We start from the raw sequence: 23,994 nt of genomic DNA on the forward strand, positions 1-23,994 counted from the left end.
TGCCTGGACCGGGCAACCCGACTGTAGTGATACGAATCGGTTCTGTTGGTCTGACACTGCTCGCGGCTCTGGGGGCGGGAAGCGCGGCGGTATGGATTTCACCGTGGTGGTGGACCGCCTCTGTACTGCTCGCTCTCCTGGGCCTGCTCGGGATGTGGGACCTCACCCAGCGCAGACATTCGGTGCTGCGCAACTATCCCGTGATCGGTCACGCGCGTTTCCTCCTGGAGAAGATCCGCCCCGAACTCCAGCAGTATTTCGTGGAGCGGAACTACGACGGCCGCCCCTTCGACCGGGACGTGCGCAGCCTCGTGTACGAACGTGCGAAGGGCACGGACGCGGAGGAGCCGTTCGGTACGGAGCGGGACGTCTACCGGCCCGGCCACGAATTCCTCGTCCCGTCGATGGCGCCGTGTGAGGTTCCCGAGACACCACCGCGGGTCAGGATCGGCGGCCCCGACTGCACCCAGCCGTACGACATGGCACTGCTCAACGTCTCCGCCATGAGCTTCGGCTCACTCTCCGCAAACGCGGTCCTGGCACTCAATACCGGTGCGGCACGCGGCAATTTCGCCCACGACACGGGCGAGGGCGGCATGTCGGACTATCACCTGCGGCCCGGGGGAGACCTCGTCTGGGAGATCGGCACCGGCTACTTCGGGTGCAGGACCGAGGACGGCGGCTTCGACGCCGGGAAGTTCGCCGAAAAGGCAGCGCACGACCATGTGAAGTGCGTGTCGCTCAAGTTGTCCCAGGGCGCCAAGCCAGGCATCGGCGGTGTGCTGCCGGGGGCGAAGGTCAACGCGGAGATCGCCCGGGTACGAGGTGTGCCCCAGGGCAGAACGGTGACCTCGCCCCCGTACCACCGGGTGTTCTCCACACCGCGTGAACTGGTCCGCTTCGTGGCACGGATGCGGGAACTGGCGGGCGGCAAACCTGCGGGATTCAAGCTCTGCCCCGGCTCGCGGCGGCAGTTCCTCGCCGTGTGCAAGGCCATGGTGGAGGAGGGGACGACACCTGATTTCATCATCGTGGACGGGGCCGAGGGCGGCACCGGCGCGGCGCCGCTGGAGTTCGCCGACCACATCGGCACGCCCCTCACCGAGGGTCTGCTCACCGTGCACAACGCCCTGGTCGGCGCCGGACTGCGGGACCGGATCAGGATCGGCGCCAGCGGCAAGATCGCCACCGGGTCCGACCTGGTCAAGAGGCTCCTGCAAGGCGCCGACTACGCGAACTCGGCCCGCGCGATGATGTTCGCCGTGGGCTGCATACAGGCGCAGCGCTGCCACACCAACACCTGTCCCACGGGTGTCACCACCCAGGACCCTCGGCGCGCCCGCGCCCTGAACGTCGCCGACAAGTCGGTGCGGGTCCAGAGGTTCCAGGAGGCGACGGTCGCCGGCGCGCTCCAGATCATGGCCTCCATGGGCGTCACGGACCCGGACCACCTGCGTCCGCACATGCTGCAGCGACGCGTCGATCCCTACACGCTGCGTTCCTTCGACGAAATGTACGAATTGCTGGCGCCGGGAGAGCTTCTTGCCGCGCCCCCTTCGTCCTGGGCTGCCGACTGGAAAGCCGCAGACCCCGACCACTTCACAGTCTGACCAGGAGGACCTTGTGCCCCGTACCGTTGCCCGCGTCATCGTCGACGCACTGAGTGAACTCGGCGTGAACCAGGTGTTCGGCGTCGTCGGAGACGCGCTCAATCCACTGACAGAAGCCATCCGGCTCACCGAGGACGTGGAGTGGGTGGGCTGCCGCCACGAGGAGGCCGCGGCGTTCGCCGCGAGTGCCCAGTCCCAGCTCTCCGGCCGCCTCGGCGTCTGTATGGGAACCGTCGGCCCGGGTTCGATCCACCTGCTCAACGGGCTCTACGACGCGGCCAAGAGCCGCACTCCCGTCCTGGCGATAGCAGGACAGGTGCCGCTGGCGGAGATCGGCAGTGAGTCCTTCCAGGAGGTCGACAACGATGCCCTCTTCAGCGATGTCGCGGTATTCCGTGCCACGGTCTCCTCCCCCGATCAGCTGCCGCAGCTGCTGGAGGCGGCCGTCCGCAACGCCGTGGGCCGCAAGGGCGTTGCCGTGCTCACCGTGCCGGGTGACATCGGCGACCGGAAGCTGAGTACGGACCGCAAGGCCCGCTTCTCCCTGAGCGGGGCGGTGACGCGGCCCGAGGAGTCCGCCGTCCGGAACGCGGCCGGCCTCCTGGAGCGCGGCGGACGCGTGACCCTCCTCGTCGGCCAGGGCGCCCGCGCGGCCCGCGCGGACGTACTGGCGCTCGCCGACCGTCTGGCCGCTCCGATGGTGCTGACCCTGAAGGCGAAGGAGGGGTTCGAGGGCGAGGGCAACCCCTTCCAGGTCGGCCAGACCGGGCTGATCGGCAACCCGGCAGCGGCCTCCGCGATGCAGGAGGCCGACACGCTCCTCCTGCTGGGCACGGACTTCCCGTACCGCGAGTGGTATCCCGAGGGGCGCACGGTCATTCAGGTGGACACCGAACCCACCCACATCGGACGCCGGGTCCCGGTCCGGGCCGGCCTCGTCGGCGACGTGGCCGCCACGGTCCGCGATCTGCTCACGTGCCTGGGAGCCGGGGAAGGCCGCGACCGGGGGCACCTGGACAAGGCCCGGAAGGAGTTCGAGACCTGGCGTGACGGCCAGGCCCGGCTGGCCGATCCGAAACACGACGAGCGAACGGCCGGGCGGCTCCGCGCGGTGTTCGACAACCCGGAACACGGCATCAGGCCGGAGGCACTCGCCGCGACGGTCGACCGGCTCGCCGCCGATGACGCCGTCTTCACCTCCGACACCGGCATGGCCACGGTATGGCTCTCACGGTTTGTGGAGATGCGCGGTGAGCGGCGGCTGCTCGGCTCGTACAACCTCGGCTCCATGGCCAACGCCATGCCGCACGCACTCGGCGCCCAGTGCCTGGACCGGCAACGGCAGGTGGTCGCGTTCTGCGGCGACGGCGGCCTGAGCATGCTGCTCGGCGACCTCATGACACTCAAGACCGGCAAGCTCCCCGTCAAGCTGGTCGTCTTCGACAACCGGCGCCTCGGCATGGTCAAGCTGGAGCAGGAACAGGCGGGACTGCCCGAGTTCGGCACCGAGCTGGACAACCCCGACTTCGCCGCCGTGGCCACGGCCATGGGCATCACCGGCATCCGGGTGACGGACCCCCACGAGCTGGAGGAGTCGGTACGACGAGCCCTCGACACACCGGGGCCCGTTCTCCTCGACGTACTCACCAACCCCGACGAGATCGCCGTACCGGCCAAACCAACGGTGGGGCAGGGCTGGGGGTACGCCGTCGCCAAGGTGAAGGAGATCGCTCGCGGCCAGGGGGAGTCCGACCGGAGCTGAGAGGCCGTGGCGGACGCGATGCCTGCCTCCACAACAGGCGTCGGGCCGTGACTCCCGCGCAGCCCATGGTCTCCACGTACGTCACGCTCGCGAGCGCTGCCGGTGAGTCGCGGTACCAGCTCACCAGCCCATGTAGAAGCCCGCGTCCCCCTCGTTCGGCTGCAGCGGTGCGAACTGAAGCAGTTCGTTGTCTCGGATCATCCACATACGGAAGAAACCCTCCTCCTGATCCATCACCAGAAGTTGCACCAGGTTCGGTTCGCGCCACGGCGTCTCAAACACTCGCTCCTTGAAGGCGTCGAGGTCGGCATGGTTGAGGGCACCCGCCCACACTTCGCACTCGGGATGCTTCCAGCCACCCCATTGGTTCGTCTCAGGGCCGGTGAGCAGCTTCAAGAAGCCGACCCCATAAGCCTGCGGTTGGGCACGACGAGGGGCGTCTGTCCGCAACCACTCGCTCAACGCCTCCACACTCGCCCCGTCGGACATGTCAACCGACATCATCACGTTCGCCACCCAGCTCATACAGATCGTTGTACTGCAGCAGGCAGCACCTACGCCTGACTTTTTCTCGCTGGCTGTCAGGGAGTTGGCTGCCGCCGGAGTCGCAGTGAGCGGTGCCCCGAACGCAGACGAACACGGCCCCTCGTGGATCATGAAGGTGTCTACGCCTCAAGATCCGCCAGGGTGCCGTGTTCGTTCCGCCGTCAGCCCCGTGCCACAACCGCCGTTCGGCTACACCGTGGTGGGGGTGGGCCGGGTCTCGGTCAGCGGAAGCTCACCCTTGAGCATGCGCCCGCCGTCGCCGGTCAGCCGCAGGTAGTAGTCCGAGGAGCAGGTGGTGCCGTCCTCGTCCAGCGCCTTGACCCCGGAGCCGGACGGCACGTCGGCGGCGGTCGCCGCCGTCTTCGCGACCTGGTTGCCCTCGTTGTACTCGTCGAACATCGAGATGTAGATGCCCTGCGCGCCCACCCGCTTCATGTTGTAGAACTGCCGCCACATGAAGTCCCCGTGGGCCCGATGCCCCTCCTGGAGGTCACCGGGCATCACACACGGCTGGTAGTCGATGCCGTGCGTTTCGCAGTCCGCCTGGTCGGGGGTGTTGATGTCGCGGTAGAACTGGTCGGACTGCTCGGCGCTGCCGATACGGCCCACCATCCACGGCGAGATCATGTGGAAGGCGCGGTAGACGTCCCCGAAGCCGGCCCGCGAGTCCTCGGTGCCGGTGCGCCAGTGAGTAGGCACCCCACCGATGACGTAACAGCCCTGGTCCTTGAACCAGTTGACGACATCGAGGCACGGGGCCGGGTCGAAGGGGCGGGCGTCGTCGCTGAACCCGAAGCCCCATACGCACACCACCGGCTTGCCGTTCTGCTGCGCGTAGGCACCGGAGGAGGTGTGCGCCTTCATCTTCTCGGTCCAGTCCTGCTTGATCTCGGACTGCATCGAGGTCCAGCCGGTGACGTCGTACATGATGTAGAACTTCCGGCCGTTCGCTTCCGCCGCCTGCCGCACCTTCTGCGCCATGCCGTCGCGCGTGGGGCCCTCCGGGCTGAAGGGGTTGAAGCGCTGGAGCGCGGCGGTGTCGATGTTGTTCTCCCGCATCCACCGGAAGTGGGTGTCCACGGACTGCTGGTCCCAGGACGAGAACAGAGCGGCCTCGCCGCCGCCGTTCAGGTCCGCCATCGCGGTGGGGTAGGTGTGCGTGTAGTCCGACACGTCGGGCCAGGACTTGGCGCTGCTCGCACCCTGCGCGGGCGCCTTGCTCATGTCGGGGCTCCAGTGCCACCAACCGTCGATCGGGGCGCTGTCGCCCTTGCACGCGAACCAGCCCTGGTAGCCGACGGTTATCTTGCCGACCACATCACCCGCGGGGGAGCCGGCCGGGCCCGCGGCAGGCGCGGGGGACGCGCCGGCCTGCGTCGCCGCGACACCACCTGCCGCCGCGGCCGCCACGGCGGCGCCGGACAGGACGAAGGAACGTCGGGAGATACTCATGGGGGATGCCCTCTCGGTCTGCCTCATCGGCGCGGCCGTCCCCAGGGGCGCGGCCACGCACGGATTCCGCGCCTGCTGGAGTGGGGAGAGGTAAGGCGGCGGCAGTCCGCCCCTCCGTCACCAGGCGCCCTCGGCAACCTAGCCGGGTCGACGGGTGCACGACAAGGCCCCGGCGCCAGAACAACAGGAGCGCGCCGTAGCCCCAGGCCGTGCCATGACACTTCCCCTGAGACCGGCCCCGCCCGATGAGATCCCGATGAGATCGGGCCCACTGGCCTTATGTCTATCATTTTGATTTAATGAAGAACCCGCACGCCAGGACGGAAGGACCATCATGCCGGGCGACATCTCCGTCAGCGCCCTCGCGCACGCCCCCGCGACGCCGCTGCCGCACTACTGGAGCCGCGTCGTCGGTGCAGGCCGGGCCAACGAGGGACTGCGGGCCGACTGGCAGCGCCAGCTCACCGAGGCGCACGCGGCCTGCGGGTTCGAGTACATCCGCTTCCACGGACTCTTCCACGACGACATGTTCGTCTACACGGAGACCGAGGACGGCGAACCCGTCTACAACTTCCAGTACGTCGACGCGCTCTTCGACTTCCTGCTCGACCTCGGAATCCGCCCCTTCGTCGAGTTCGGCTTCAGCCCGCGCGCCCTGGCCCGTGAGACCAACACCGTCTTCTGGTGGGGCGCGCACGGCTCCCCGCCCACGGACCTCGGCAAGTGGGGCGCCCTCATCGCGCGCATCACCCGCCACTGGATCACCCGCTACGGCCTCGAAGAGGTCCGCTCCTGGTACTTCGAGGTGTGGAACGAGGCCAACCTCTGGGGCTTCTTCCACGGCACCCGCTCCGAGTACTTCGAGCTGTACGAGGTGACAGCGCGCGCGGTCAAGGACGTGGACGCCCAACTGCGCGTCGGCGGCCCCGCGACCTCCAACTTCGTGCCCGACGAGCGCTTCGGCGGCGAGTCCGAGGACGTCTCCCGGCGCATCGTGGCCGGCCGCGACGACATCGACGACCTCGACTGGCGCCCGGTGTGGATGCAGGCGTTCCTCGACTTCTGCGTCGAGCGCGAGCTGCCCGTCGACTTCGTCTCCACCCACCCGTACCCCACGGACTGGGCACTCGACGAACACGGCCAGGGCGAGAAGCTCACCCGCAGCAAGGACGCCACCCCGGCCGACCTCGCGCTGCTGCGCGAACTGATCGCCAAGAGCGCCTACCCGGACGCCGAGATCCACCTCACCGAGTGGTCCTCGTCCTCCTCGCCGCGCGACCACACGCACGACACACTGCCCGCGGCCACCTATGTGACGCGCTCACTGCTGCACTCCCTCGACACCGTGCACTCGCTGTCGTACTGGACCTTCACGGACGTGTTCGAGGAGGGCGGAGCCGGCGACGAGCTGTTCCACGGCGGCTTCGGCATGATCACGCTGCCCGGTATCCCCAAGCCCACCTTCCACGCCTACCGCATGCTGCACGCGCTCGGCGACGAGCTGATCGAACGCGGCGAGGACCACGTCCTGACCCGGCACGCGGCCAGTGGCAGGCTCACCGCGCTCGTTCACCACTACCCGCGGGAGGAACCCAAGTCGGTGCCCGCCTCCTTCGACAGCCGCGAGGTTGCCGAGACCACCCAGGCCAAGGGCACCCCCCGCCGACTCGCCCTCGAACTGGGCGGACTGCCCGCGGGCACCCCCTTCCGGGTGGAGGTGCTGGACGCCGAGCACGGCAACGCGATCGGCGCCTGGCACGCGCTCGGCTCCCCGGCAGCGCCCACCCGCGAACAGCTCGCCCACATCGACCGGCAGGCCCGCGCCACCGACGTGCGCACCGTCCTCGCCGGCCAGGACGGTGTCCTGCGCCTCGACACCGTCCTCACCCCCTGGTCGCTCGCCCTGGTCGAGCAGCTCTGAGGGCGAGGACGCGAACGGGCGCGACCCCCGGCAGGGACGCGCCACCCCAGACGGGCGCAGGGGAGGCGGCACGCAACGGGACGGCGGCACCGGCCCGTGCCACCTCCTCTGCGCCATCCACCGGCCGCCGCACGCGGCTGCGCCCCCGGGACCGACCCCGCCCCGGCGCGCGTACGGCGACGGCTACCGGCCGACGGCCGGTAGAATTCCACCGATTCGACGCACCCGGGGGACGAGAGCACGGACGACCGCGGTCCTCCTCGGGAGCGGGAGACGTCCAGGAGACACCACAGTGACGAGCAAAAGGGCGAGTGCCGGGAAGGCGTCGATCCGGCGCGGCACGAACCTGCCCCGCATGGGCGACTTCAACGAATCCGTCGTCCTCGACGCGATCCGCCGGGACCGCGCGGGCCTCAGCCGCGTGGAACTCGCCGAGGCCACGGGGCTGTCCGCGCAGACCGTCTCCAACATCACCCGCCGCCTCATCGACCAGGGCGTCGCCCACGAGACCGGCAAGCAGAGCAGCGGCAGCGGCAAACCCCGCACTCTCCTCCAGGTCGCGCCCGGCGCGCGCTACGCCATCGGCGTGCACCTCGACCCCGCCGTCATCACCTACGTCCTGCTCGACCTGCTCGGCACGGTCGTCGCCCAGCGCAGCGAACCCACCCCGCGCGGCGGCGACACCGACACCGTCATGACGGGCATGGCCGCCTCGGTGAGCGGACTGGTCGGCGACTCCGGCGTGGACCGCGACCGGGTCCTCGGCCTCGGCATCGCGGCGCCGGGCCCCATCGACGCGACCCGCGGGCTCGTCGTGGACCCGCCCGAACTCCCCGGCTGGGGCAGCGTCCCGCTGCGCGACCGGCTCAGCGAGGAGACCGGCTACGCGGCCCTGCTCGACAAGGACGTCATCGCCGCCGCCGTCGCGGAACGCTGGTCGGGCGCGGCCACCGAGAGCCGCAACTTCCTCTTCTTCTACCTCGGCACCGGCTCTGGCATGGGCCTGGTCGTGGACGACACGGTGCTGCGCGGCTCCTCCGGCAACGTCGGCGAGGTCGGCGGGCTCGGCGCCGCCTGCTCGACCCGCGCCCTCGTCGAAGAGGCCATCGAACTCGCCGTACTGGGGCATGAGTTCACGCCAACCGATCCGCAGGACGCGCAGCGCAGCCTCCAGCACCTCGCGTCCCTCGCGGCCGGTGGCGAGCCGCGCGCCGGCAGCATCATCGACCGCTGGGGCGTGCGCATCGGACGCGGGGTCAGCGCGGCGGCGACCCTGCTGGACTCCGACACCATCGTGTTCGGCGGCCCCATCTGGGCGCTGCTGGCCGACCGGCTGCTGGCCGTGATCGAACCCATGGTCGCGCAGTCCCCGTTCGTCAAGCAGAGCCATCCCACGACGGTCACTTCGACGGCCATAGGCGAGAACGTCGCCGCAGTCGGCGCGGCCTCCCTGGTCCTGGACCGCAGCCTGTCGGCCCAGCCGATGTCCCTGCTGCTGCGCTGAGCCCGCCGTCGCCTGCCGTGCACACACGGACCCACGGACCCGTACAGGTCCGTGGGTCCGTGTGCATACGCGTGCTACGGCCGCTGCACGCTGCCGTCCGTGTTGCGCAGCAGCGCCCAGCGGTCGTGCTCCAGTGGTGCCGTCACCGGGTACTTCGCGGCTGCCGACTCGTCGAAATCCACGCCGAGACCGGGCAGCGGCGAGGGGTGCAGCCGCCCCCTCTCGGGCACCGGCGTGCCCGGGAAGACCTCGCGCGTCGCCTCCCTGAAGGCCGCCGCCTCCTGGACGCCGAAGGCCGGGGAGCTGATGTCGAGCGCGAGGTTGGCCGCCATGCCCACCGGGCTCACGTCGCCGGGACCGTGCGGCGCGGTGCGCGCGCCGAACAGCTCGACCGCCGCGACCAGCTTCCTGGTCGGGGTCAGCCCGCCCAGCGTGGGGATCCGGATGCGCGCGAAGTCGATGACCCGTGCCTCCAGCAGCGGCAGGTACATCCCGATGTCGTGGTACAGCTCGCCGACCGCCAGCGGCACCGAGCCGGCTGCCCGCAACTGCCCGAAGTGCGCCGCGTCCTCGGGCGCCAGCGCGTCCTCCAGGAAGAACAGCCGCGCGTCCTCGACCTCGTGGACCAGCTCGCGGGCCTGCGAGGGCGCCAGCCGCTCGTGCGCGTCGTGCAGCAACTCGACGTCGGGGCCGACCCGGTCACGGATCTCGCGCAGGACGGGCGGCACGTGGCGCAGATAGCCCAGCGAGTCCCAGCTGCCCGAGCGCAGCGCCCGGCGGCGCCGTTCGGCCTCGTCGCGCGGGGCGGTGCCGTAGGTGTCGGTACCGGGGACGGCGACCTGGACGCGGACGTGGCGATAGCCGCCCTCGGCCGCGGCGAGCACCTTCTCGGCGATCTCCCCGGCCTCGAAGCCGTCGACGTGGGTGTACGCGTCCGCTGCCTGTCGGACCCGGCCGCCGAGCAGCTGGTAAAGGGGCAGTCCTGCGACCTTGCCCTTGATGTCCCACAGCGCTACGTCCACCCCGGCCAGCGCGTTCTGTCCGATCGAACCACCCCGCCAGTAGCCGCTGTTGAGCAGCAGCCGGTGCAGGTCCTCGATGTCCGAAGGGTCGCGCCCCACGAGCATCGGCCCGTAGTAGTCGTCGACCACCGAGCGGATCGCGCGGGTGCGCTGCGGATCGCTCGCACAGCCCAGGCCGTACAGTCCGGGCTGGTTGGTCTCGACGCGCACGATGACGTACGGGCAACCCTGTGGGGCGCACAGGAAGGTGCGTACGGCCGTCACGCGTAGCGCGTCGGGGTCGGCCGAGGCCCACGGCGCGGATGCCAGCACCTCGCCCGGCGCCGGGACAGCACCGGGCGACGTGCCGGCGTCCGGTGAGGGGGACGAGGGGGAGCGCGGAGTCACCGCGCCCGCTGCTCGTTCCGGTGGAGTCATGGAGGTCCTCCTCGAAGGTGACACGGGTGTGGTTTCCAATTGTTTTCCGTGTAGTTACGTCTATTGACATCGTACATCAAGTCGATTTAGATTCCATGTGCTGCTACGGCAGGAGCTGAACGGACAGCTCTCAAGAAAGGCGCTGGGAACGTGAAACGATTTCTCCCGACCACGCGCCGCTCCTCGATTCTTGCTTCGGTCGCCGTCATGGGCGTACTGCTCGCGGGGTGCGGGACGAGCGACGGGAATGGTTCCGGGCGTGGTGAACTTTCCATGTGGACCTTTAAACAGTCCCATGTGGCCGCCCTGCAGGCGGCCGCCAAGAAGTTCACCGCCGAGACCGGGACAAAGGTGAACATCCAGGCGGTGACGCCGGACGACGCGTTCCTGACCAAGGTCCAGGCCGCCGCCCGTACCAACGACCTGCCCGACGTGCTCGAAGTGCACGCCAACGGCGACGACCTGGCCTTCGGCGGCGCGGGACTCCTGGAGGACCTCTCCAAGGACGTCGACCGCACCTGGCTCGACCAGTACCTCCCACAGGTCCTGGCCGACGGCACCGTCACCGAGGACGTCTACCGGAACTCGCAGACCGAAGGCTCCAAGACCCAGGGCGTCGAGAAGGGGCAGCGCTTCAGCGTGCCGCTCACCGTCGGCACCCAGGGCGTCGTCTACATGAACAAGAGCCGCGCCGAAGAGGCCGGCATCACCGAGGCGCCCACCACCTGGGAGGGCTTCGTCGACGCGCTCGCGAAGATAAAGAAGGCCCACCCGTCCAACGGCGGGATGACCATCGGCGTCAAGCAGCCCTCGACCGCCCTGGAATGGCTGATGCAGCCCATGGCCTACGGGATGCTCGGCAAGGACAGGTTCGAGGCGCTCTTCGGCCCCGACGCCGCCAAGGGCTGGTCCTCCGCCGACGGTCAGAAGGTCCTGAACACCTACAACCAGGTCACCCCGTACTGGGTGCCAGGCACCCAGTCCAAGGGCATCGACGAGGCCGACCTCGCCTTCGCCCAGGGCAAGGCGTCCTTCGATATCGGCGGCACCTACACCCTCGCCTTCCTCGCCGAGAACGGCTACGACGCCGACAACCTCATGACCTTCCCGGTGCCCCCGCCGAAGGACGCCGCGATCCCCCGCCTCCAGCTCTCCCCGTTCTCCCTGACCGGCCTCTCCGTCACCAAGAAGTCGGAACACAAGACCGAGGCGCTGAAGTGGCTGAAGTTCCTTTCACGTGACGGAATCGCCGCCGACTTCGGGAAACAGGCACTCGACGTGCCGCCGAACGCTCTCGACAAGAACCAGAGCAAAACGCTCGGACCCGTCCTGAATTCCATGGAAACCGCATTCGGTTCCGGCGCGAAAGCATACAACGCCGGATATACCGCCTACCGGCCCAGCCTGTACGACCCCGGAAAGGTCGGTGCCGTGCTGGCCCAGTTCACACCGCTGAAATCGCGCACCGCGAAGAGCACGGGTGCCCAGATGAGTTCGATGATCAAGTCTTACTGGGCGGAGCAGAAGAAATGACCACAGAAACCGGTACGGTGCGGGGCGTGCGCCCCGCCGGGAATGGGCACGGGGACGGCAACCGCACCGCGGCCGGGGCGCCCCGCGGCCGCGGACCGCTCGGCAGAATGCGCGAGAAGCGCAAGCAGGCCGCCTGGGGCTATCTCTTCGTCGCCCCCGCGATCCTCCTGTTCGCCCTCATGGGCGTCTACACGATCGTCTACGGCTTCTCGCTCAGCTTCGCCCAGTGGAATGGCTTCTGGCCCGAATGGCACTGGAAGGGCTTCAAGAACTACACCGACCTGCTCGGCGGCAGCCCCACCTACTGGCCCATCGTGAAGAAGGCCGCGACCAACACCCTGTGGGTCGTCATCGGTGTTCCTCTCCTCACGGTCCTCGTCGCCTTCCCCCTCGCCCTCGTCCTCAACTCCGTCAAACGATTCCAGGGCATCCTGCGCTCCATCTATTTCCTGCCGTACGTCACGACCGGAATCGCCGTGTACTTCGCCTGGAACTACATCCTGGAGCCGGGCGGCGCGATCAACCTGCTGCTCAAGACCGTCGGCCTCGGATCCCTCCAGGAGCCGCAGGGCTGGCTCGGCAACCCGCACACCGCCCTGCCCACCATGATCGTCGTGATGGTCTGGTCCGCCGTCCCCGTCGCGATGCTCCTCTACCTGACCGGCCTCCAGTCCCTGGACGGCTCCCTGCTGGAAGCCGCCCAGATCGACGGCGCCGGCTGGCTGCGCTCCACGACGACCATCGTGTGGCCGCTCATGAAGCCCATCACCGTCGTCGTGATCCTGCTGAACGTCCGCGACTCCCTCCAGGGCTTCCAGTCCTTCCTGATCATGACCAACGGCGGCCCCGGCGACTCCACCAGCGTGCTCGGCCTGGAGACGTACCGCCTCGCCTTCCTCAACGAGCTGTCCCCGACGCTCGGTCTGGCCAGCGCCCTTGGCTGGCTCCTGTTCATCGCGGCCCTCGTCGTCGCCTTCATCAACCAGCGGGCCATGAGGAGGATGGGATGAGCAGCCAAGCGCTCAGCACCCCGCGCCGCACCGGCGCCCCGGGCCGCACCGCCCACGCGAGCCGAACCGGAAGCCGCAGGTCCGTCGGCCGGATCGTCGTCGGCGTCGTCCTCGCCGCCTACGCGGCCGTCAGCGTCTACCCCTTCCTGTGGATGGTGTCCGCGGCCTTCAAGACCAACGCGGAGGTCCAGGAGGGCGGGCACCTCATCCCGCACCACCCCACCCTCCAGACCTTCAGCGACACCTGGAACAAGCTCGACTTCTTCGACTACTTCCTCAACAGCGTCAAGGTCACCGTCCTCACGACGGTCCTCGTCGTGGTCATCTACTCGGCCGCCTCCTACGCCTTCTCGGTGCTGGATTTCCCGGGCAAGAAATGGCTGTACCGGCTGTTCCTCGTGCTCCTCTTCGTTCCCGGCGTCGTCACCCTGCTGCCGATCGTGCTCCTGGAGAGCAAGCTCGACATCCTCGGCACCCACTGGGGCCTGATCCTGCCCTTCGTGAACGGCAGCGCCCCCCTCGCGATCCTCATGCTCACCAGCTCCTTCAACTCCGTCCCCACCGAGCTTCGCGAGGCGGCCCGCATGGACGGCGCGGGCGAACTGCGCATCTTCAGCCGCATCTACCTGCCCCTGGCCCGCCCCGCGATCGTCACGATCGCGCTGCTCACAGCCATCCCGACGTGGAACGAGTACCAGCTCACCCGTATCTCGCTGAACGATCCGCACAGCTACACCCTGCCGATCGCGCTCCAGACGATGCAGTCCTCCAACGTCGTGCAGTACAACTCGCTGATGGCAGCGGCACTGATCATGGTGGTACCCGTGATCGCCCTGTTCCTCTGCGCACAGCGCTACTTCGTGAACGGACTGATGGGAGCGGTCAAGGGATGAGCGAGCGAACCGAACGGACAGCAACGGCCGGCACGGGCCCGAAGGCAACCGTCCTGGTGACCGGGGCAGCCGGCGGAATCGGACGAACAGTCGTCGCCCACCTCATCGGCGCCGGCTACCGCGTCGTCGGAGCCGACCTCGAGCGCGGGGACGCGGACGAGGGCTGCACGGCCTTCGTGACCGGCGACCTCACCGACGCCAAGACCGTCACCGAGTGCTTCGCCACCGCCCGGGAAACCGCCGGGGAGGCGGGGCTCGCCGGAGTCGTCCACCTCGCCGCCTACCCGGCACCCGGCATCGTCGCCGAGGACGAGACCCTGCGCGCCAACGTCCTCGCCGCGTATTTGGTGTACCAGGAGGCGGGCCGCACCGGAGTGCCCCGCGTGGTGGCCGCCTCCAGCGCCTCCGCCGTCGGCCTCGCCTGGGCCGACCGCGAACTGCACCCCGTCTACGTGCCGGTGGACGAGGACCACCCGAACCTCACGGTCGACTCCTACGGCCTGTCCAAGGTCATGTCGGAAGAGGCCGCCGCGTTCACCACCCGCCGTTGGGGCACCACCACCGTCATGCTCCGCTTCCCCTTCGTCGGCGCCGATGAACGGCTGCGCGAACGCCTCGACGAGGTCCACCGCGACCCGGCGGGCAACCGACGCGAACTATGGGGCTGGCTGCACACCGAAGACGCAGCGGCCTCCGTAGCGGCGGCACTGCACGCGGAACTGGAGGGCCACCACGTCATCAACATCTGCGCACCCGACAGCGCCGCCCTGGAACCGAGCCTCAGCCTGCTCGCCGCACACCACCCGGACACCCGGGTGCGCCAGGGCTTCGGCGACCACGATGCGTTCTTCGACACGACGCGCAGCCAGGAACTGCTGGGATTCACGGCACGGCACACCTGGCGCTGAGCGGCAGCGTGAGGGGCCCGGTTGTCCGGCAGGGAGTCGGGCGGGGGAATCGTTGCGCGGCTGGCTGTGCAGCGTGGAGTGGAGAGGCCGCGTCACAGTAGGCGCGGCCTCTCGCACGTTCCGGCGCACGACTACGTCGCCGCCGCCCAGTGGAGTCCGATCAAACCCTGGTGCCCCAGGGAGCCGATGAGCTCGTGCACCAGGTCCTGGTGCACCTCATGTTCTGCCAACACAGCAAGAAGCTCGCCATCAACGGGACAACAGCGAAGAACTGCCGTGACATCCCGCGAACCCGCGAACCCAGCACACCCTGACGAACCAACCCAGGAACCCGCCCGGGCGACGCCGCGATCAACCCTCCGGTAAATCCTCACGCTGCGCCAACCGCACCCACATGCGGTACTCCGTACCGTTCACCGCCATTTGACCTCCCCTGCCCCGACTGCTGTTGCGACAGCAACGGTATGACGCACGTCACCGAGTGCGGAGACACATGCGAAGACTCAAGCACCCGATCACTGAGCTAACGCAAAGAACAGTCGTCTCCACGAAACGGGGGAATTGACAACGCGCGCCCCCTCACCGGCAGTGGTCGGCCAGGGACAGCAGGAGATGGGCGGACTCCGGCCGCAGATGGTCCGAGTGGGCGCCCGCGGGTCCGTGCCCGCGGACGAACACCTCGCTCGCGTCGACGCTGACGAACCGGTGGTCGAGTGCCGCCAGGGGATACGCTTCCCCAGGCGGCAGCATACGGATCGCCGAGACCGGCGCGGGCGCGGTGCCGATCCCGGAGTGGCCGATGCCCGCGCGTTTCTCCGCGCGCAGGTGCCAGAAGCCGTTGGCGCGGTCGTGCCGCGAGTATGTCGCCACGACCGGGCCACGCAAGGGCGCTTCGCCGAGCGCGGTGAACATCGACGCGAAGGCGTCGCGCGGTGCCGCCATCTGCAACAGCAGCATCGAGTCCGCAGTGAACGGCCGCCCCGCCGGCTCCGAAGTGTTCCAGCCGAGTGTGAGCGGCGGGTCGGCCGCCCACTGCACGGCCTCGCACAGGAAACGGCAGCCGAAGGAGTGCCCGACCAGGTGCAGATACTGCCCTTCGCGGTTGGCGAGCACGGGCGGCGCGGCCGGGTCGGCCCGGTGCGAGTCCACGTAACCGAGCAGCCGCCCGATGACCCTGGCGGCATGTCCCTCCGTACTCATGGCGTGCGCCCGGTCTCGGATACGGCGGTAGCCACTGAGGGACGGCAGGGAGCGGGACGGCCAGCGGACCAGGACGGTCCAGGGACGCCAGGGCGTCAGCCGGGGGTACCGCTCGGAGTCGTGCTGGGCGTCCGCAAGCGCGAGCAGCCGTTGGACGGCGTCGAGCGCGGACTCGGGGCTGGTCTGCCAGCCGTGTGCGTAGACGAGCAGGTCGGTGGCCCATGCGGGCGGGCATAGCGTCTCGGCGAAGTAGTCGGCGAGATGGTTCGCGGGGACGGGGCGGGGGCCGACGGGGGTCTCTTCGAGAAGCCAACCGTCGGAGCCGAGGTCTACGACGTGGATGTCGCCAGGTACGTCGGCGAGGCTCATGAGGTGGCCTCGACGGGCTCAGCCTTTACCAGGCGGGCGTCCATGCCGCAGTGCAGGGCGTAGGCGAAGCCCAGCGGGTTGTGCAGGCTGTCGGCGAAGTACCGGGCCACGGCGTGGGCGACCGCGCCCGCAGATTCGCCGCTGTTCAGGTAGCGGCCGAGGAACTCCAAGGCGTACTCCGCCGCGAAGACCTGGGGCATCTCTATCTGCGGTCCCAGGATGCCGCGCGCGCCGGTCTCGATGAGGGCGCGCCCGAAGTAGGCGAGGTCGGCGTCGCTGTTGCCGGGGATGCCGGCGTAGCAGGCATTGAGGAGGACGAAGGGGTGGAACGGGGCGCAGTCGCGGCGGGCTGGGCGGTGCTCGCGGACCGTGTAGGCATCAATGGCAAGCTTGTCCTCCAACTTCACCACGAGATATGGCGGTTCGGTATCGGCCGACTCGAATTCGCCATGGCACCAGAAGTACATCAGCTGCTCATCGAGCGTCGGGTCCGCGAGAGCCCGCACGAACTCCCTGCGGGTCGTCCGCTCGGCCAGCGTGCCGCCCCGGGCGAGGACCGCCTTCACATCAGTGGCCCGGGTTCTGCCGCGTGGATCCACGCCGGTGTCGTGGTTGAGGCTCACGGCTGGCACGGCGGGCGGCGGGTGCTCGCGTCCGTCGGCGATCATCGCGTAGTAACCGCCGGTCTGCTCGATCCGGTGGCGGTGTCCAAGGAAGCGGTGGAAAACCCCCGCGAGCCCAGGCTCATCCGTCGCGTCGGGCGGCAGGCACAGCATCGGCCACGGCACGAAGAGGTCCGAATCGAATCGGACGCGCAGCGGTTTCTCCGCGCACAGTGCCTCGGTGAGGAAGGCACGGAAGAGTCCGACGTCCTGGCTCTTCCCGCCGAGCAGGACGTCGAAGAGCAAATGGGTTCCGTATCCGGCGAGTTCCGACACCGTGGCCAGCAGTTCGTCCTGCGGCTCGCTTGTCAGGTCGACTAGCGTGGCGTAAGGGAAGTCCGGGCGGCCGGGCGCGGGACGCCGCGACTCGTCGAGCGGTTGTACGGCGACGAACTCCTCCTTCCACCGACGGCGCAGCCGCCCGGTCACGTGCCGTGCTTCCGAGGGCTTCACCTCCAGAAAGGCTCGGTGCTCGGTGCCGCTCAGCGCCGGCACTGCAGGGCCGTACATCCGGGCCAGGATGCGGTCGTCGCCGCGTACGTCGAGCACGATGACCAAGTCGGGTGGCGCTACCTGTTGGGGGAGCCGGGTGAAGCCGAGGCTCGGGTCCTGGACGACATGGACGGGGAGTTCACGGGCCACGGGGTCAGGCCCCCTGTGCGAAGGCGGGAGTGGGCATGGGCTGCGGGGCGGCCGAGACGGGAGCGGTGCCGGTGGTGCCGATGACCTCGATCTCCGTCTCCACCTGTTGGAGCACCGAGTTGGATTCGGCGTCCTCGATGGTAAAGCGGATGCGGTGGCGGCCCGGCTGATACGGGGTGAAACGGAAGAGGGCGGTTCCGTTGACCGGCACGGAGTGCGTCGGGTCGACGTCGGCATGGGTCAACGGGGTTGCCCACGCGGTCAGCGGTGGCAGGAGTTCCTCCGACGTAGCCCCGGAGTACTCGCGGCCGGGCTCGACTCGCAGCACGATGCGGGCCTCTCCTCCAGTGGCGGGAGAGTCGTCGAGGAGGGCGAGACGGACGAAGGCGGCGGGAGACACCTCACCCGGCGGGGCGCCGTCCGGCGAGGCGGCCGTTTCTGGGAGGAGGTGGCGGACCATGAGCGGGATGGTGTCGAAATCGTCCCACTCCATGTTCTTCAGGACGGGGCGCGGATAGCAACTCGTGAGGGCTCGGACTGCCCGCGCCCCGCGGCTGGAGCCAGGACCGTCGCGCACGACCGCCACCCACTGCACGCCCGCAGTGTCGTCGAGCGCCTCGAAGCGCGATTGAGCCTCGTCGAGCTGCGCACGATCGGCGCCGGCCCGGCCTGGACCCTGCAGGAGCAGGGTCCAGGCCGGGCCGTTTAGGCATCCGGTTTCATCGAAGGCGTCCAGGACCCGGCGGAGTGCTGCCGTGCGGTCGCCCTTCGTCAGCCACGCGAGGTGGTGCCGGGTCCAGGCGATACCCAGCCGGTCCGGCACGCTCTCGAAGAGACGCAACGTCTGGAGCAGCACATGCGCCGCCGAACCCGGCAAGTCCGCGTCCGCGTACGCCACCCCCTGGAGCAGAGTCGCCCAGGCCTCCCCCCGTACGTCGCCGTGCTCCCGGTGGGCCAAGGGCGTGGCCTTGAGCTCCAGCATCACTTCCGTTCGGGCGCCGTTCAGCAGGAGTTCGGCCCTGCACAGTTCGGTGCTCGTCCAGGCCGCTCCCACCACGTCGCCGACATCGCGGAACGCGAACCTCGCCGTCTCGAACCGTTTGAGCGCCTCCTCCGGGTCGCCGCACATCAGCCGCCACCGCCCGTAGTGGAAGACGGCCCAGGCCTCGCCGCGGCGGTCGCCATGCACCTGGTGGGTCTCGATCGCGCGCCGCAGCAGTCGGCCAACCTCGCGCAGCTCGCCGCGGTCGGTGCGGATCGAGGCTCGGGTGTGCAGAGCCCAGCCGTCCGGTAAGTCGGCGGGGAGGGCGTCGAGGGGGACCTCGGCAGTGTCCAGTTGTCCCATGTGGTGTCGGGCCAGGGCGAGTTCGCGGATGGCGTCTGGGGTGTCGATGCCGGCCAGCGCCTCGGCCGCGGTCTGTGGCTGTCCGGTCTGCCGGACGGCGGCAGCCAGCGGAACCCTCAGGATGTCCCGGTCGTAGGCCGCATGGCCCAGCCCGGCCCGCAGCATCAGCAGCGGGAGCAGGGCGCCTTCGCCGACTAGCTGGTGCGCCAGCCATGTGGTGAATTCACGGGAGTTCGCCTCGCGGGACCGGCACAGACGTAGCGCGAGGTCGACGTAGGGCTCGGCAGCATCATCCAGTGCGCCCGGCTCACGCGGCACGGCCCGGGACAGTGCCGAGTCCAACCGCTGTGAATCGGACCGGAGCTCGTCGGGGGTGTGGTCGGGGACGAGCTGGGCGCGTAGGGCGGGGCGCAGTTCGTACCACCCGGGGCGGGCTTGTTGCAGCAGACCCTCCTGGTGCAGCCCCTCGACCGCCTCGCGCCACTCGGCGGGGGAGAGGTCCTCGACGGGCAACGTCATGTCCGGCGAGAACTCCGCGCCCTCCCAGACCGCCAGGGTGCGGAGCAGGGCAGGCGCCCGACGTGCCGTGGACAGCAGATCCTGGTATGCCTCGGGCGTCAGGTCCACCTGGTGCTGCGTGACGTCCGAACGGTCGGAATTCGAAGTGCGGATCGCTCGGGTGGTGGTGGCGATCAGCACACAACCCGTGTTTTCCAGCAGCCGAACGGCCGTCCGCAGGAGATCCTTGCCGTCGGTGTCCTCGGGCAGGTCGTCGAGCACGATCACTGCCGGGTGGGCCCGGAAGTGGTTCTGACAGGCCGCCGCGGCCAGGCCGGCCAGAACCTCGGGTGTGCTCAGGAGGGCCGGACCGAGTTCGGTCTGCGCAGCACCCGACGTCAGCAGCAGCCGCAGCACCAGTCGCTCCGGGGCGGCGGTCCGGACACCGAGCGAGAGCCAGTGGACGGGCAGGCTCAACGTCGCGCCGGCCTCATGGGCCAACTCCTCTGCCAGCGCGGACCTACCGGACCCCGGCAGTCCGTACAGCACGAAGACCCTTCGCGTACCTCTCAGCCTCGACATCAGCCGACGTACCTGGACGTCCCTATCCATCCACGACTCGCTCATCTCACCCCGTCTCCGACGAACCCATTACCCCATACCCCTCTCGTCCCGACCTCCACCCCCATGACCTCCCGCACATGTCTCCCCGGCACCGTCCCAAGCCGTCAAGGCTGCCAGCCCGCTTCCAGGTTCACACCCATAAGGGGCGGCAGATGTCGGTGGGGCTGTGCGCTGGCGCCCTCGCAGGATCGCCGGCCGGAGCCCAGGACGCAGGCAAGCTCATCCAGAGCCGCGTCGACAGGGAGTACCTCAGCTGGGCTGGTTACGGCTCTGTGACTGAGAACCGATATGTGAGCAACCGGGTGGGTGCTGAAGTCGCCCCAGGGCGCGCCTGCACGGGGTGTACCAGCTCCAGGTACTCGAGAGCGACCAGTGCGTCACGGCCGAGGACAACAACTACGTCACCCTGGCCGCCTGCGCGGCCAACCCGGGCAAGCCCCAGCGGTGGAAGGTGGACGCCACCGGCGGCTGGAGCAAGATCGAGAGCCGCGCATTCCCGGGATACGCCCTCGAGAACTCGGGCAGCACGGTCCGGCTCGTCCAAGTCTCCGGAGCGGACACCCAGAAGTGGTCCGTCGGCCCGGGGTAAAGCCTGCGGAGCGAAACGCCCAGAGTGACCTTGATACCTTGCCCCTGCTGGGAGAGGGCTGGGCCGCGGGCAGTACCCCGGTCCGGGGCACCGTCCGCGTCGAGCCCGTGCGCCAGGAGCAGCTGACCGTAGGCCCCGTGAAGGACTGGAACCTCCCAGGTCCCCCCCCCCGCCGACTGCGCGGGTTGGCCGGCTGATGATCTGCGGGTTTTTGTCGGTGGTGGTTCGGCATGGCGATGTCAGTGCCCGCCAGTTGCTTGTCCTGTCGGTGTTGCTACTCGGTGTGGGTGGTGATGTGGATGTATTGGACGTCGAGTTGGTTGGCGATGTTGTCGAGGACGTCGGCGAGGGAGCGGACGGTCATGGGCTCAAGTCTGATTCCTGGTCCGTTATCCGTGGTCAGCACGGGGACGCCGTCCTGCGCGCCGGCTTGCCACGAGCGGGCGATGGACCGCAGGAGCGCGGTGACGTGTTCCGCGGGAACGGTCAAGCGCCCGTCGGGCTCGACGTTGACCTCAGGTGCCGCGAGCCGCGCTTCGTGTCCCTCATCCCGGGAACTCATGCTGCCCATTCGATTCCGAGTGCGGCGAGTGCGGTGAGTTTGTCGGCGGTCAACTTGTCCCGGCGGCTCTTCTGGTTCATGGTCCACACTCCGAGCTTGACGAGGTGTTCCTGTCCCTCTACGACAATTGCCTCTACGTGAGCTCTGGGGACCTTCACAGAGCCCACGCGGGCCTTGTACTGCGCCAGGGCCGCTACGCCCTTCTCGAAGGCGCTCACGGGCGTCGTGGACGGATTCGCCGGCGCTTCCAGTTCTGCCGCGATCGGTACGACGCCGATGGCCTCCAGGCGCTCGCGCTGCCCGCCGACCAGGGCGGCCCACACCTCGGGCTTTCGCTGCTTGGCGAGCCACTTCCCGATGTCCATGCCGTGGACGGTGACCCCGGGTTCGATGTACGCGAGGATGCTTTCCTCCACGAGCATCTCGCGCACCACGGCGTAATGCCGCTGCCACTCCGGCGGCCACGACGGGTTCCAGTCCTCGTCGACCTCCCTGAGCGCCGTCTCCCACTCGGGGTGCCCCTCCAGCGCGCCGGGTCGCCGCAAATTCGCGAGCCACATCCCCAACGGCCGGTCCAGCATGGTCGCGGAGCGGGGCGCGCACAGCGTCCAGTGCTGGTCGTAGTACGCCTTGGCGGCCTCCAGGTTCTCTTGGAACCGCTCAGCGGCGGGGTTCCAGACCATGCCGAGCTTCTCCAGCCGCTGGGCGCGCTGGCCGGTCATCTGCCCTGCCCCGTACGCCCGTCGCTGCTCCGCGACCCACTGCCCGAGCGGGTAGGCGCCCTCCTTGTGCCCGTATGGAACCCGGGCGTGCAGCTCCCGCTCCGCGAACTTCTTCAGCGACGCCCAGCCGCGCGCCCAGTCCTGCTTCTCCGTGTCGATCACGTTGAAGCTCACCCAGTCCGCGACCATCATCGGATCACGCGGAGCCGCAAAACGCAGCAGGAGACGGGATTCGTCCTCGCCTTCCTCGGGTGGCGGACCGATGTACTCGGACGACTGGACGACGTCCTTCTGAGGCTCCTGCGGAATCGCGAGCAATTCGATTGCCTCTTCATCATGAGCGCGCAGACCTTCAAGCACCTTCACCAAAGGCCGATACGAACCCGAGGTGAACATATCCTCCGGATCTTCACCGGGCTGGAGAAAAACCGGCACGATCAAAGAGGCCACCTTGCCCTGTCCGGGCTTCTGACGGAGCGCCCGGCCGATGGCCTGGACGATGTCGTGCGGAGCGCCCTTGGGGTCCAGGAGGGCCACCGAGTCCACCGCGCGGATGTCGACGCCCTCACCCAGGACCCGACAGTTCGACAGAACGGCCCGCAGCGCCGTGGCCCCGAAGCCACCCAGCACGCCCCGCCGGCGCTCCGGGACGTGCTCGCCGCACAGCCAGTCCGCCCAGATCCGGGCGGGGTACTTCTCCGGCTGGTCGGCATGCAGCTTTGCCGCCACCCGCTGAAGACCCTCCGCGTACGCCTGCGCCTCTATCGTCCGGTGGTGGAAGGTGATGCACGCCGACAGGTCGTGCTGCGCCATCGTGTGCAGCAGCGCGGCCTGGAGCGCCCCGAGCCGCTCACCACGGACCTTCTCGCTGTGCCGCTCCTCGCCCATCAGCCGCTCGGGCGTGACGACCGGGTCCTGGAGCTCCAGGACGATGATCTGGTACCGCGCCAACAGCTTCCGCGACACGGCCGACGCCAACGAGAGCTTGTAGAGGACCGGTCCGAAGACCTTCTCGTCGTCCATGGAGGCCGCCATCTCACGTGGCAGCGGGTCACGTACGCCTTCTGCGACCTCACGGTTCAGCCGCTCCTCCCAGATCCGCGGCGTAGCCGTCAGATACAGCCGCCGGTGCGAGGGGATGACGCCCTGGTTGTGGACGTCCGCCCACGCCTTACCCATCGAGCCACTGGTCCTGTGAGCCTCATCGACCACCGTCAGGTCCATCAGGTCCAACTGCTGCCCGTAGGCGCCCTCGAACGCCTCCGCCAGGACACCCAGCGAGGCGTACGTCCCGAAGAGGGTCACTGGCCCCGAGCCGTGCCAGAGAGCCAACTGCACAGGATTCGTGGTGGAGCGCACCTGCAGGCTCCACAGCTCCGGGTCGTCGGTGAGGCTGCACACCGCAACCGCCGGCCCCGTGTGCCCAGCCGAGCGCCACGCCTGCACCGTCTGGGTCAGAAGGTCCAGCGTCGGCACCAGGATGAGAATGCGCCCCTTGGGCACAAGCCGCTTTGCCGACGCTGCGGCAATAATGGTCTTTCCCGTGCCACACGCGGCGTGTACCTGCCCGCGCAGGCCATTCACGGGGATACCGCCCGGCGGAATATCGAAGCCCCGCACGATGGCGGCAACGGCCTCGATCTGGTGGTCACGCAACTTCACGGCCATTTCCCGTGATCTCCTTTTCGCGGAATGTCGCGCGTAATAAAAATGAAAGTTCCCGGCGCGATAGTGTGACCCGGGGTTGTGGAGTCTGATCCCAAACATTACACAGGCACAACCCGCGATGCATCACCCGAGCGCCATGTATCACCCCCAGAGTGGTACATGACCGAATCTTACCCCGAAGCCTCGGTCGCCCTGCATGCCGGTAGGGTATTGGTGAGCTTGACCGGACGGGTTCGAGAGTGGGGGAGAGGGCAGGGTGGAGCGCAGCGGAACCCTTCACTCCGGCGCGCGCCGGCGCGACGGACCGTCACATCCATTACAAAGATGGGAGCCAGAAACCCCAAGCCCTACACAGGCCCGCACGCGATGCACCTCCTCGTATAGCCAGCCCAGGTGATCGCGCAAGCGCGATCACTCCAATTCGCGCTTGCGCGGGTGGATTCCGCTTGCGGAATTCCATTCCCCCGCTTGCGGGGGAATCCGCCTTGCGCTTGCGCAAGGCGGATCACTCTGCAGCGGCTTGCCGCTGCAGTAC

At 68.8% G+C, this 23,994-nt stretch carries 17 protein-coding genes; 9 read left to right on the forward strand and 8 right to left on the reverse strand.

The genetic code is table 11. The features are described 5' to 3' along the window. Nucleotides 1-26: 26 nt before the first annotated feature. Nucleotides 27-1,610: an FMN-binding glutamate synthase family protein gene (locus OG892_RS38800; protein WP_371631536.1), complete on the forward strand. Its 1,584-nt coding sequence runs from the start codon at nucleotides 27-29 to the stop codon at nucleotides 1,608-1,610. A 13-nt stretch (nucleotides 1,611-1,623) separates the two neighbouring features. Continuing rightward, nucleotides 1,624-3,372 carry a thiamine pyrophosphate-dependent enzyme gene (locus OG892_RS38805; RefSeq protein WP_371631537.1) on the forward strand — a complete coding sequence of 583 codons (1,749 nt, stop codon included), beginning with the start codon at nucleotides 1,624-1,626 and terminating at the stop codon, nucleotides 3,370-3,372. A gap of 120 nt (nucleotides 3,373-3,492) precedes the next feature. Here the strand turns inward: OG892_RS38805 and OG892_RS38810 are convergent, their stop codons facing one another. Then, entirely contained in the window at nucleotides 3,493-3,897 is a 405-nt protein-coding gene (locus tag OG892_RS38810) for a squamosa promoter-binding protein 15 (RefSeq protein WP_371631538.1), read from the reverse strand. Between the two features lie 210 nt (nucleotides 3,898-4,107). Next, nucleotides 4,108-5,370, reverse strand: coding sequence for a glycoside hydrolase family 71/99-like protein (locus OG892_RS38815; RefSeq protein ID WP_371631539.1), 1,263 nt, complete (start codon nucleotides 5,368-5,370; stop codon nucleotides 4,108-4,110). Nucleotides 5,371-5,704: 334 nt separating this feature from the next. Here OG892_RS38815 and OG892_RS38820 point away from each other — a divergent pair, with 334 nt between their 5' ends. Together OG892_RS38820 and OG892_RS38825 are read left to right on the forward strand one after the other, a co-directional pair. Beyond that, nucleotides 5,705-7,291 (forward strand): beta-xylosidase, encoded by a 1,587-nt coding sequence (locus OG892_RS38820; RefSeq protein ID WP_371631540.1) that lies wholly within the window; start codon nucleotides 5,705-5,707, stop codon nucleotides 7,289-7,291. Nucleotides 7,292-7,583: 292 nt separating this feature from the next. Further along, nucleotides 7,584-8,795, forward strand: coding sequence for an ROK family transcriptional regulator (locus OG892_RS38825; RefSeq protein WP_328694634.1), 1,212 nt, complete (start codon nucleotides 7,584-7,586; stop codon nucleotides 8,793-8,795). A 74-nt stretch (nucleotides 8,796-8,869) separates the two neighbouring features. On the opposite strand, the gene OG892_RS38830 is transcribed toward OG892_RS38825, so the two are convergent. Next, on the reverse strand, nucleotides 8,870-10,234 hold the full coding sequence (locus tag OG892_RS38830; protein ID WP_371631541.1) for an enolase C-terminal domain-like protein: 1,365 nt from the start codon (nucleotides 10,232-10,234) through the stop codon (nucleotides 8,870-8,872). Between the two features lie 297 nt (nucleotides 10,235-10,531). On the opposite strand from OG892_RS38830, the gene OG892_RS38835 reads away from it, so the two are divergent. From OG892_RS38835 to OG892_RS38850, 4 genes are read left to right on the forward strand one after another with little or no spacing between them, the layout of a single operon-like run. Further along, on the forward strand, nucleotides 10,532-11,767 hold the full coding sequence (locus OG892_RS38835; RefSeq protein ID WP_371631542.1) for an ABC transporter substrate-binding protein: 1,236 nt from the start codon (nucleotides 10,532-10,534) through the stop codon (nucleotides 11,765-11,767). Next, a complete protein-coding gene (locus OG892_RS38840) occupies nucleotides 11,764-12,777 on the forward strand; it encodes a carbohydrate ABC transporter permease (protein ID WP_371631543.1) in 1,014 nt (337 codons plus the stop codon). The genes OG892_RS38835 and OG892_RS38840 overlap by 4 nt, the downstream gene beginning before the upstream one ends. Continuing rightward, nucleotides 12,774-13,670, forward strand: coding sequence for a carbohydrate ABC transporter permease (locus tag OG892_RS38845; protein WP_371631544.1), 897 nt, complete (start codon nucleotides 12,774-12,776; stop codon nucleotides 13,668-13,670). The genes OG892_RS38840 and OG892_RS38845 overlap by 4 nt, the downstream gene beginning before the upstream one ends. Further along, the gene (locus OG892_RS38850) at nucleotides 13,667-14,578 is read left to right on the forward strand and encodes an NAD-dependent epimerase/dehydratase family protein (protein ID WP_371631545.1); all 912 of its coding nucleotides are present in this window, start codon (nucleotides 13,667-13,669) and stop codon (nucleotides 14,576-14,578) included. Before OG892_RS38845 ends, OG892_RS38850 begins: the two co-directional genes overlap by 4 nt. A 579-nt stretch (nucleotides 14,579-15,157) precedes the next feature. On the opposite strand, the gene OG892_RS38855 is transcribed toward OG892_RS38850, so the two are convergent. From OG892_RS38855 to OG892_RS38865, 3 genes are read right to left on the reverse strand one after another with little or no spacing between them, the layout of a single operon-like run. Further along, nucleotides 15,158-16,147, reverse strand: a complete 990-nt coding sequence (locus OG892_RS38855; RefSeq protein ID WP_073733786.1) for a hypothetical protein — start codon at nucleotides 16,145-16,147, stop codon at nucleotides 15,158-15,160. Next, nucleotides 16,144-17,451, reverse strand: a complete 1,308-nt coding sequence (locus OG892_RS38860; protein WP_371631546.1) for a hypothetical protein — start codon at nucleotides 17,449-17,451, stop codon at nucleotides 16,144-16,146. Before OG892_RS38860 ends, OG892_RS38855 begins: the two co-directional genes overlap by 4 nt. A 4-nt stretch (nucleotides 17,452-17,455) precedes the next feature. Next, on the reverse strand, nucleotides 17,456-19,921 hold the full coding sequence (locus OG892_RS38865) for an AAA family ATPase (protein WP_371631547.1): 2,466 nt from the start codon (nucleotides 19,919-19,921) through the stop codon (nucleotides 17,456-17,458). Between the two features lie 337 nt (nucleotides 19,922-20,258). On the opposite strand from OG892_RS38865, the gene OG892_RS38870 reads away from it, so the two are divergent. After that, nucleotides 20,259-20,507: a ricin-type beta-trefoil lectin domain protein gene (locus OG892_RS38870; RefSeq protein ID WP_371631548.1), complete on the forward strand. Its 249-nt coding sequence runs from the start codon at nucleotides 20,259-20,261 to the stop codon at nucleotides 20,505-20,507. Between the two features lie 274 nt (nucleotides 20,508-20,781). Here OG892_RS38870 and OG892_RS38875 read toward each other — a convergent pair whose 3' ends face one another. Continuing rightward, complete coding sequence (locus OG892_RS38875; protein WP_073733782.1) at nucleotides 20,782-21,069, reverse strand: hypothetical protein; 288 nt, start codon at nucleotides 21,067-21,069, stop codon at nucleotides 20,782-20,784. Next, complete coding sequence (locus OG892_RS38880) at nucleotides 21,066-23,459, reverse strand: Helicase associated domain protein (protein ID WP_328864169.1); 2,394 nt, start codon at nucleotides 23,457-23,459, stop codon at nucleotides 21,066-21,068. The genes OG892_RS38875 and OG892_RS38880 overlap by 4 nt, the downstream gene beginning before the upstream one ends. Nucleotides 23,460-23,994: the final 535 nt, after the last annotated feature.

It is taken from the genome of Streptomyces sp. NBC_00341 (assembly GCF_041435055.1).
Lineage (GTDB): Bacteria > Actinomycetota > Actinomycetes > Streptomycetales > Streptomycetaceae > Streptomyces.

Coding starts and splice junctions, on each gene's coding strand:
- OG892_RS38875 (WP_073733782.1), bottom strand. CDS start 21,069: ATGAGTTCCCGGGATGAGGGACACGAAGCGCGGCTCGCGGCACCTGAG.
- OG892_RS38845 (WP_371631544.1), top strand. CDS start 12,774: ATGAGCAGCCAAGCGCTCAGCACCCCGCGCCGCACCGGCGCCCCGGGC.
- OG892_RS38840 (WP_371631543.1), top strand. CDS start 11,764: ATGACCACAGAAACCGGTACGGTGCGGGGCGTGCGCCCCGCCGGGAAT.
- OG892_RS38865 (WP_371631547.1), bottom strand. CDS start 19,921: ATGAGCGAGTCGTGGATGGATAGGGACGTCCAGGTACGTCGGCTGATG.
- OG892_RS38880 (WP_328864169.1), bottom strand. CDS start 23,459: ATGGCCGTGAAGTTGCGTGACCACCAGATCGAGGCCGTTGCCGCCATC.
- OG892_RS38855 (WP_073733786.1), bottom strand. CDS start 16,147: ATGAGCCTCGCCGACGTACCTGGCGACATCCACGTCGTAGACCTCGGC.
- OG892_RS38815 (WP_371631539.1), bottom strand. CDS start 5,370: ATGAGTATCTCCCGACGTTCCTTCGTCCTGTCCGGCGCCGCCGTGGCG.
- OG892_RS38850 (WP_371631545.1), top strand. CDS start 13,667: ATGAGCGAGCGAACCGAACGGACAGCAACGGCCGGCACGGGCCCGAAG.
- OG892_RS38830 (WP_371631541.1), bottom strand. CDS start 10,234: ATGACTCCACCGGAACGAGCAGCGGGCGCGGTGACTCCGCGCTCCCCC.
- OG892_RS38820 (WP_371631540.1), top strand. CDS start 5,705: ATGCCGGGCGACATCTCCGTCAGCGCCCTCGCGCACGCCCCCGCGACG.
- OG892_RS38810 (WP_371631538.1), bottom strand. CDS start 3,897: ATGAGCTGGGTGGCGAACGTGATGATGTCGGTTGACATGTCCGACGGG.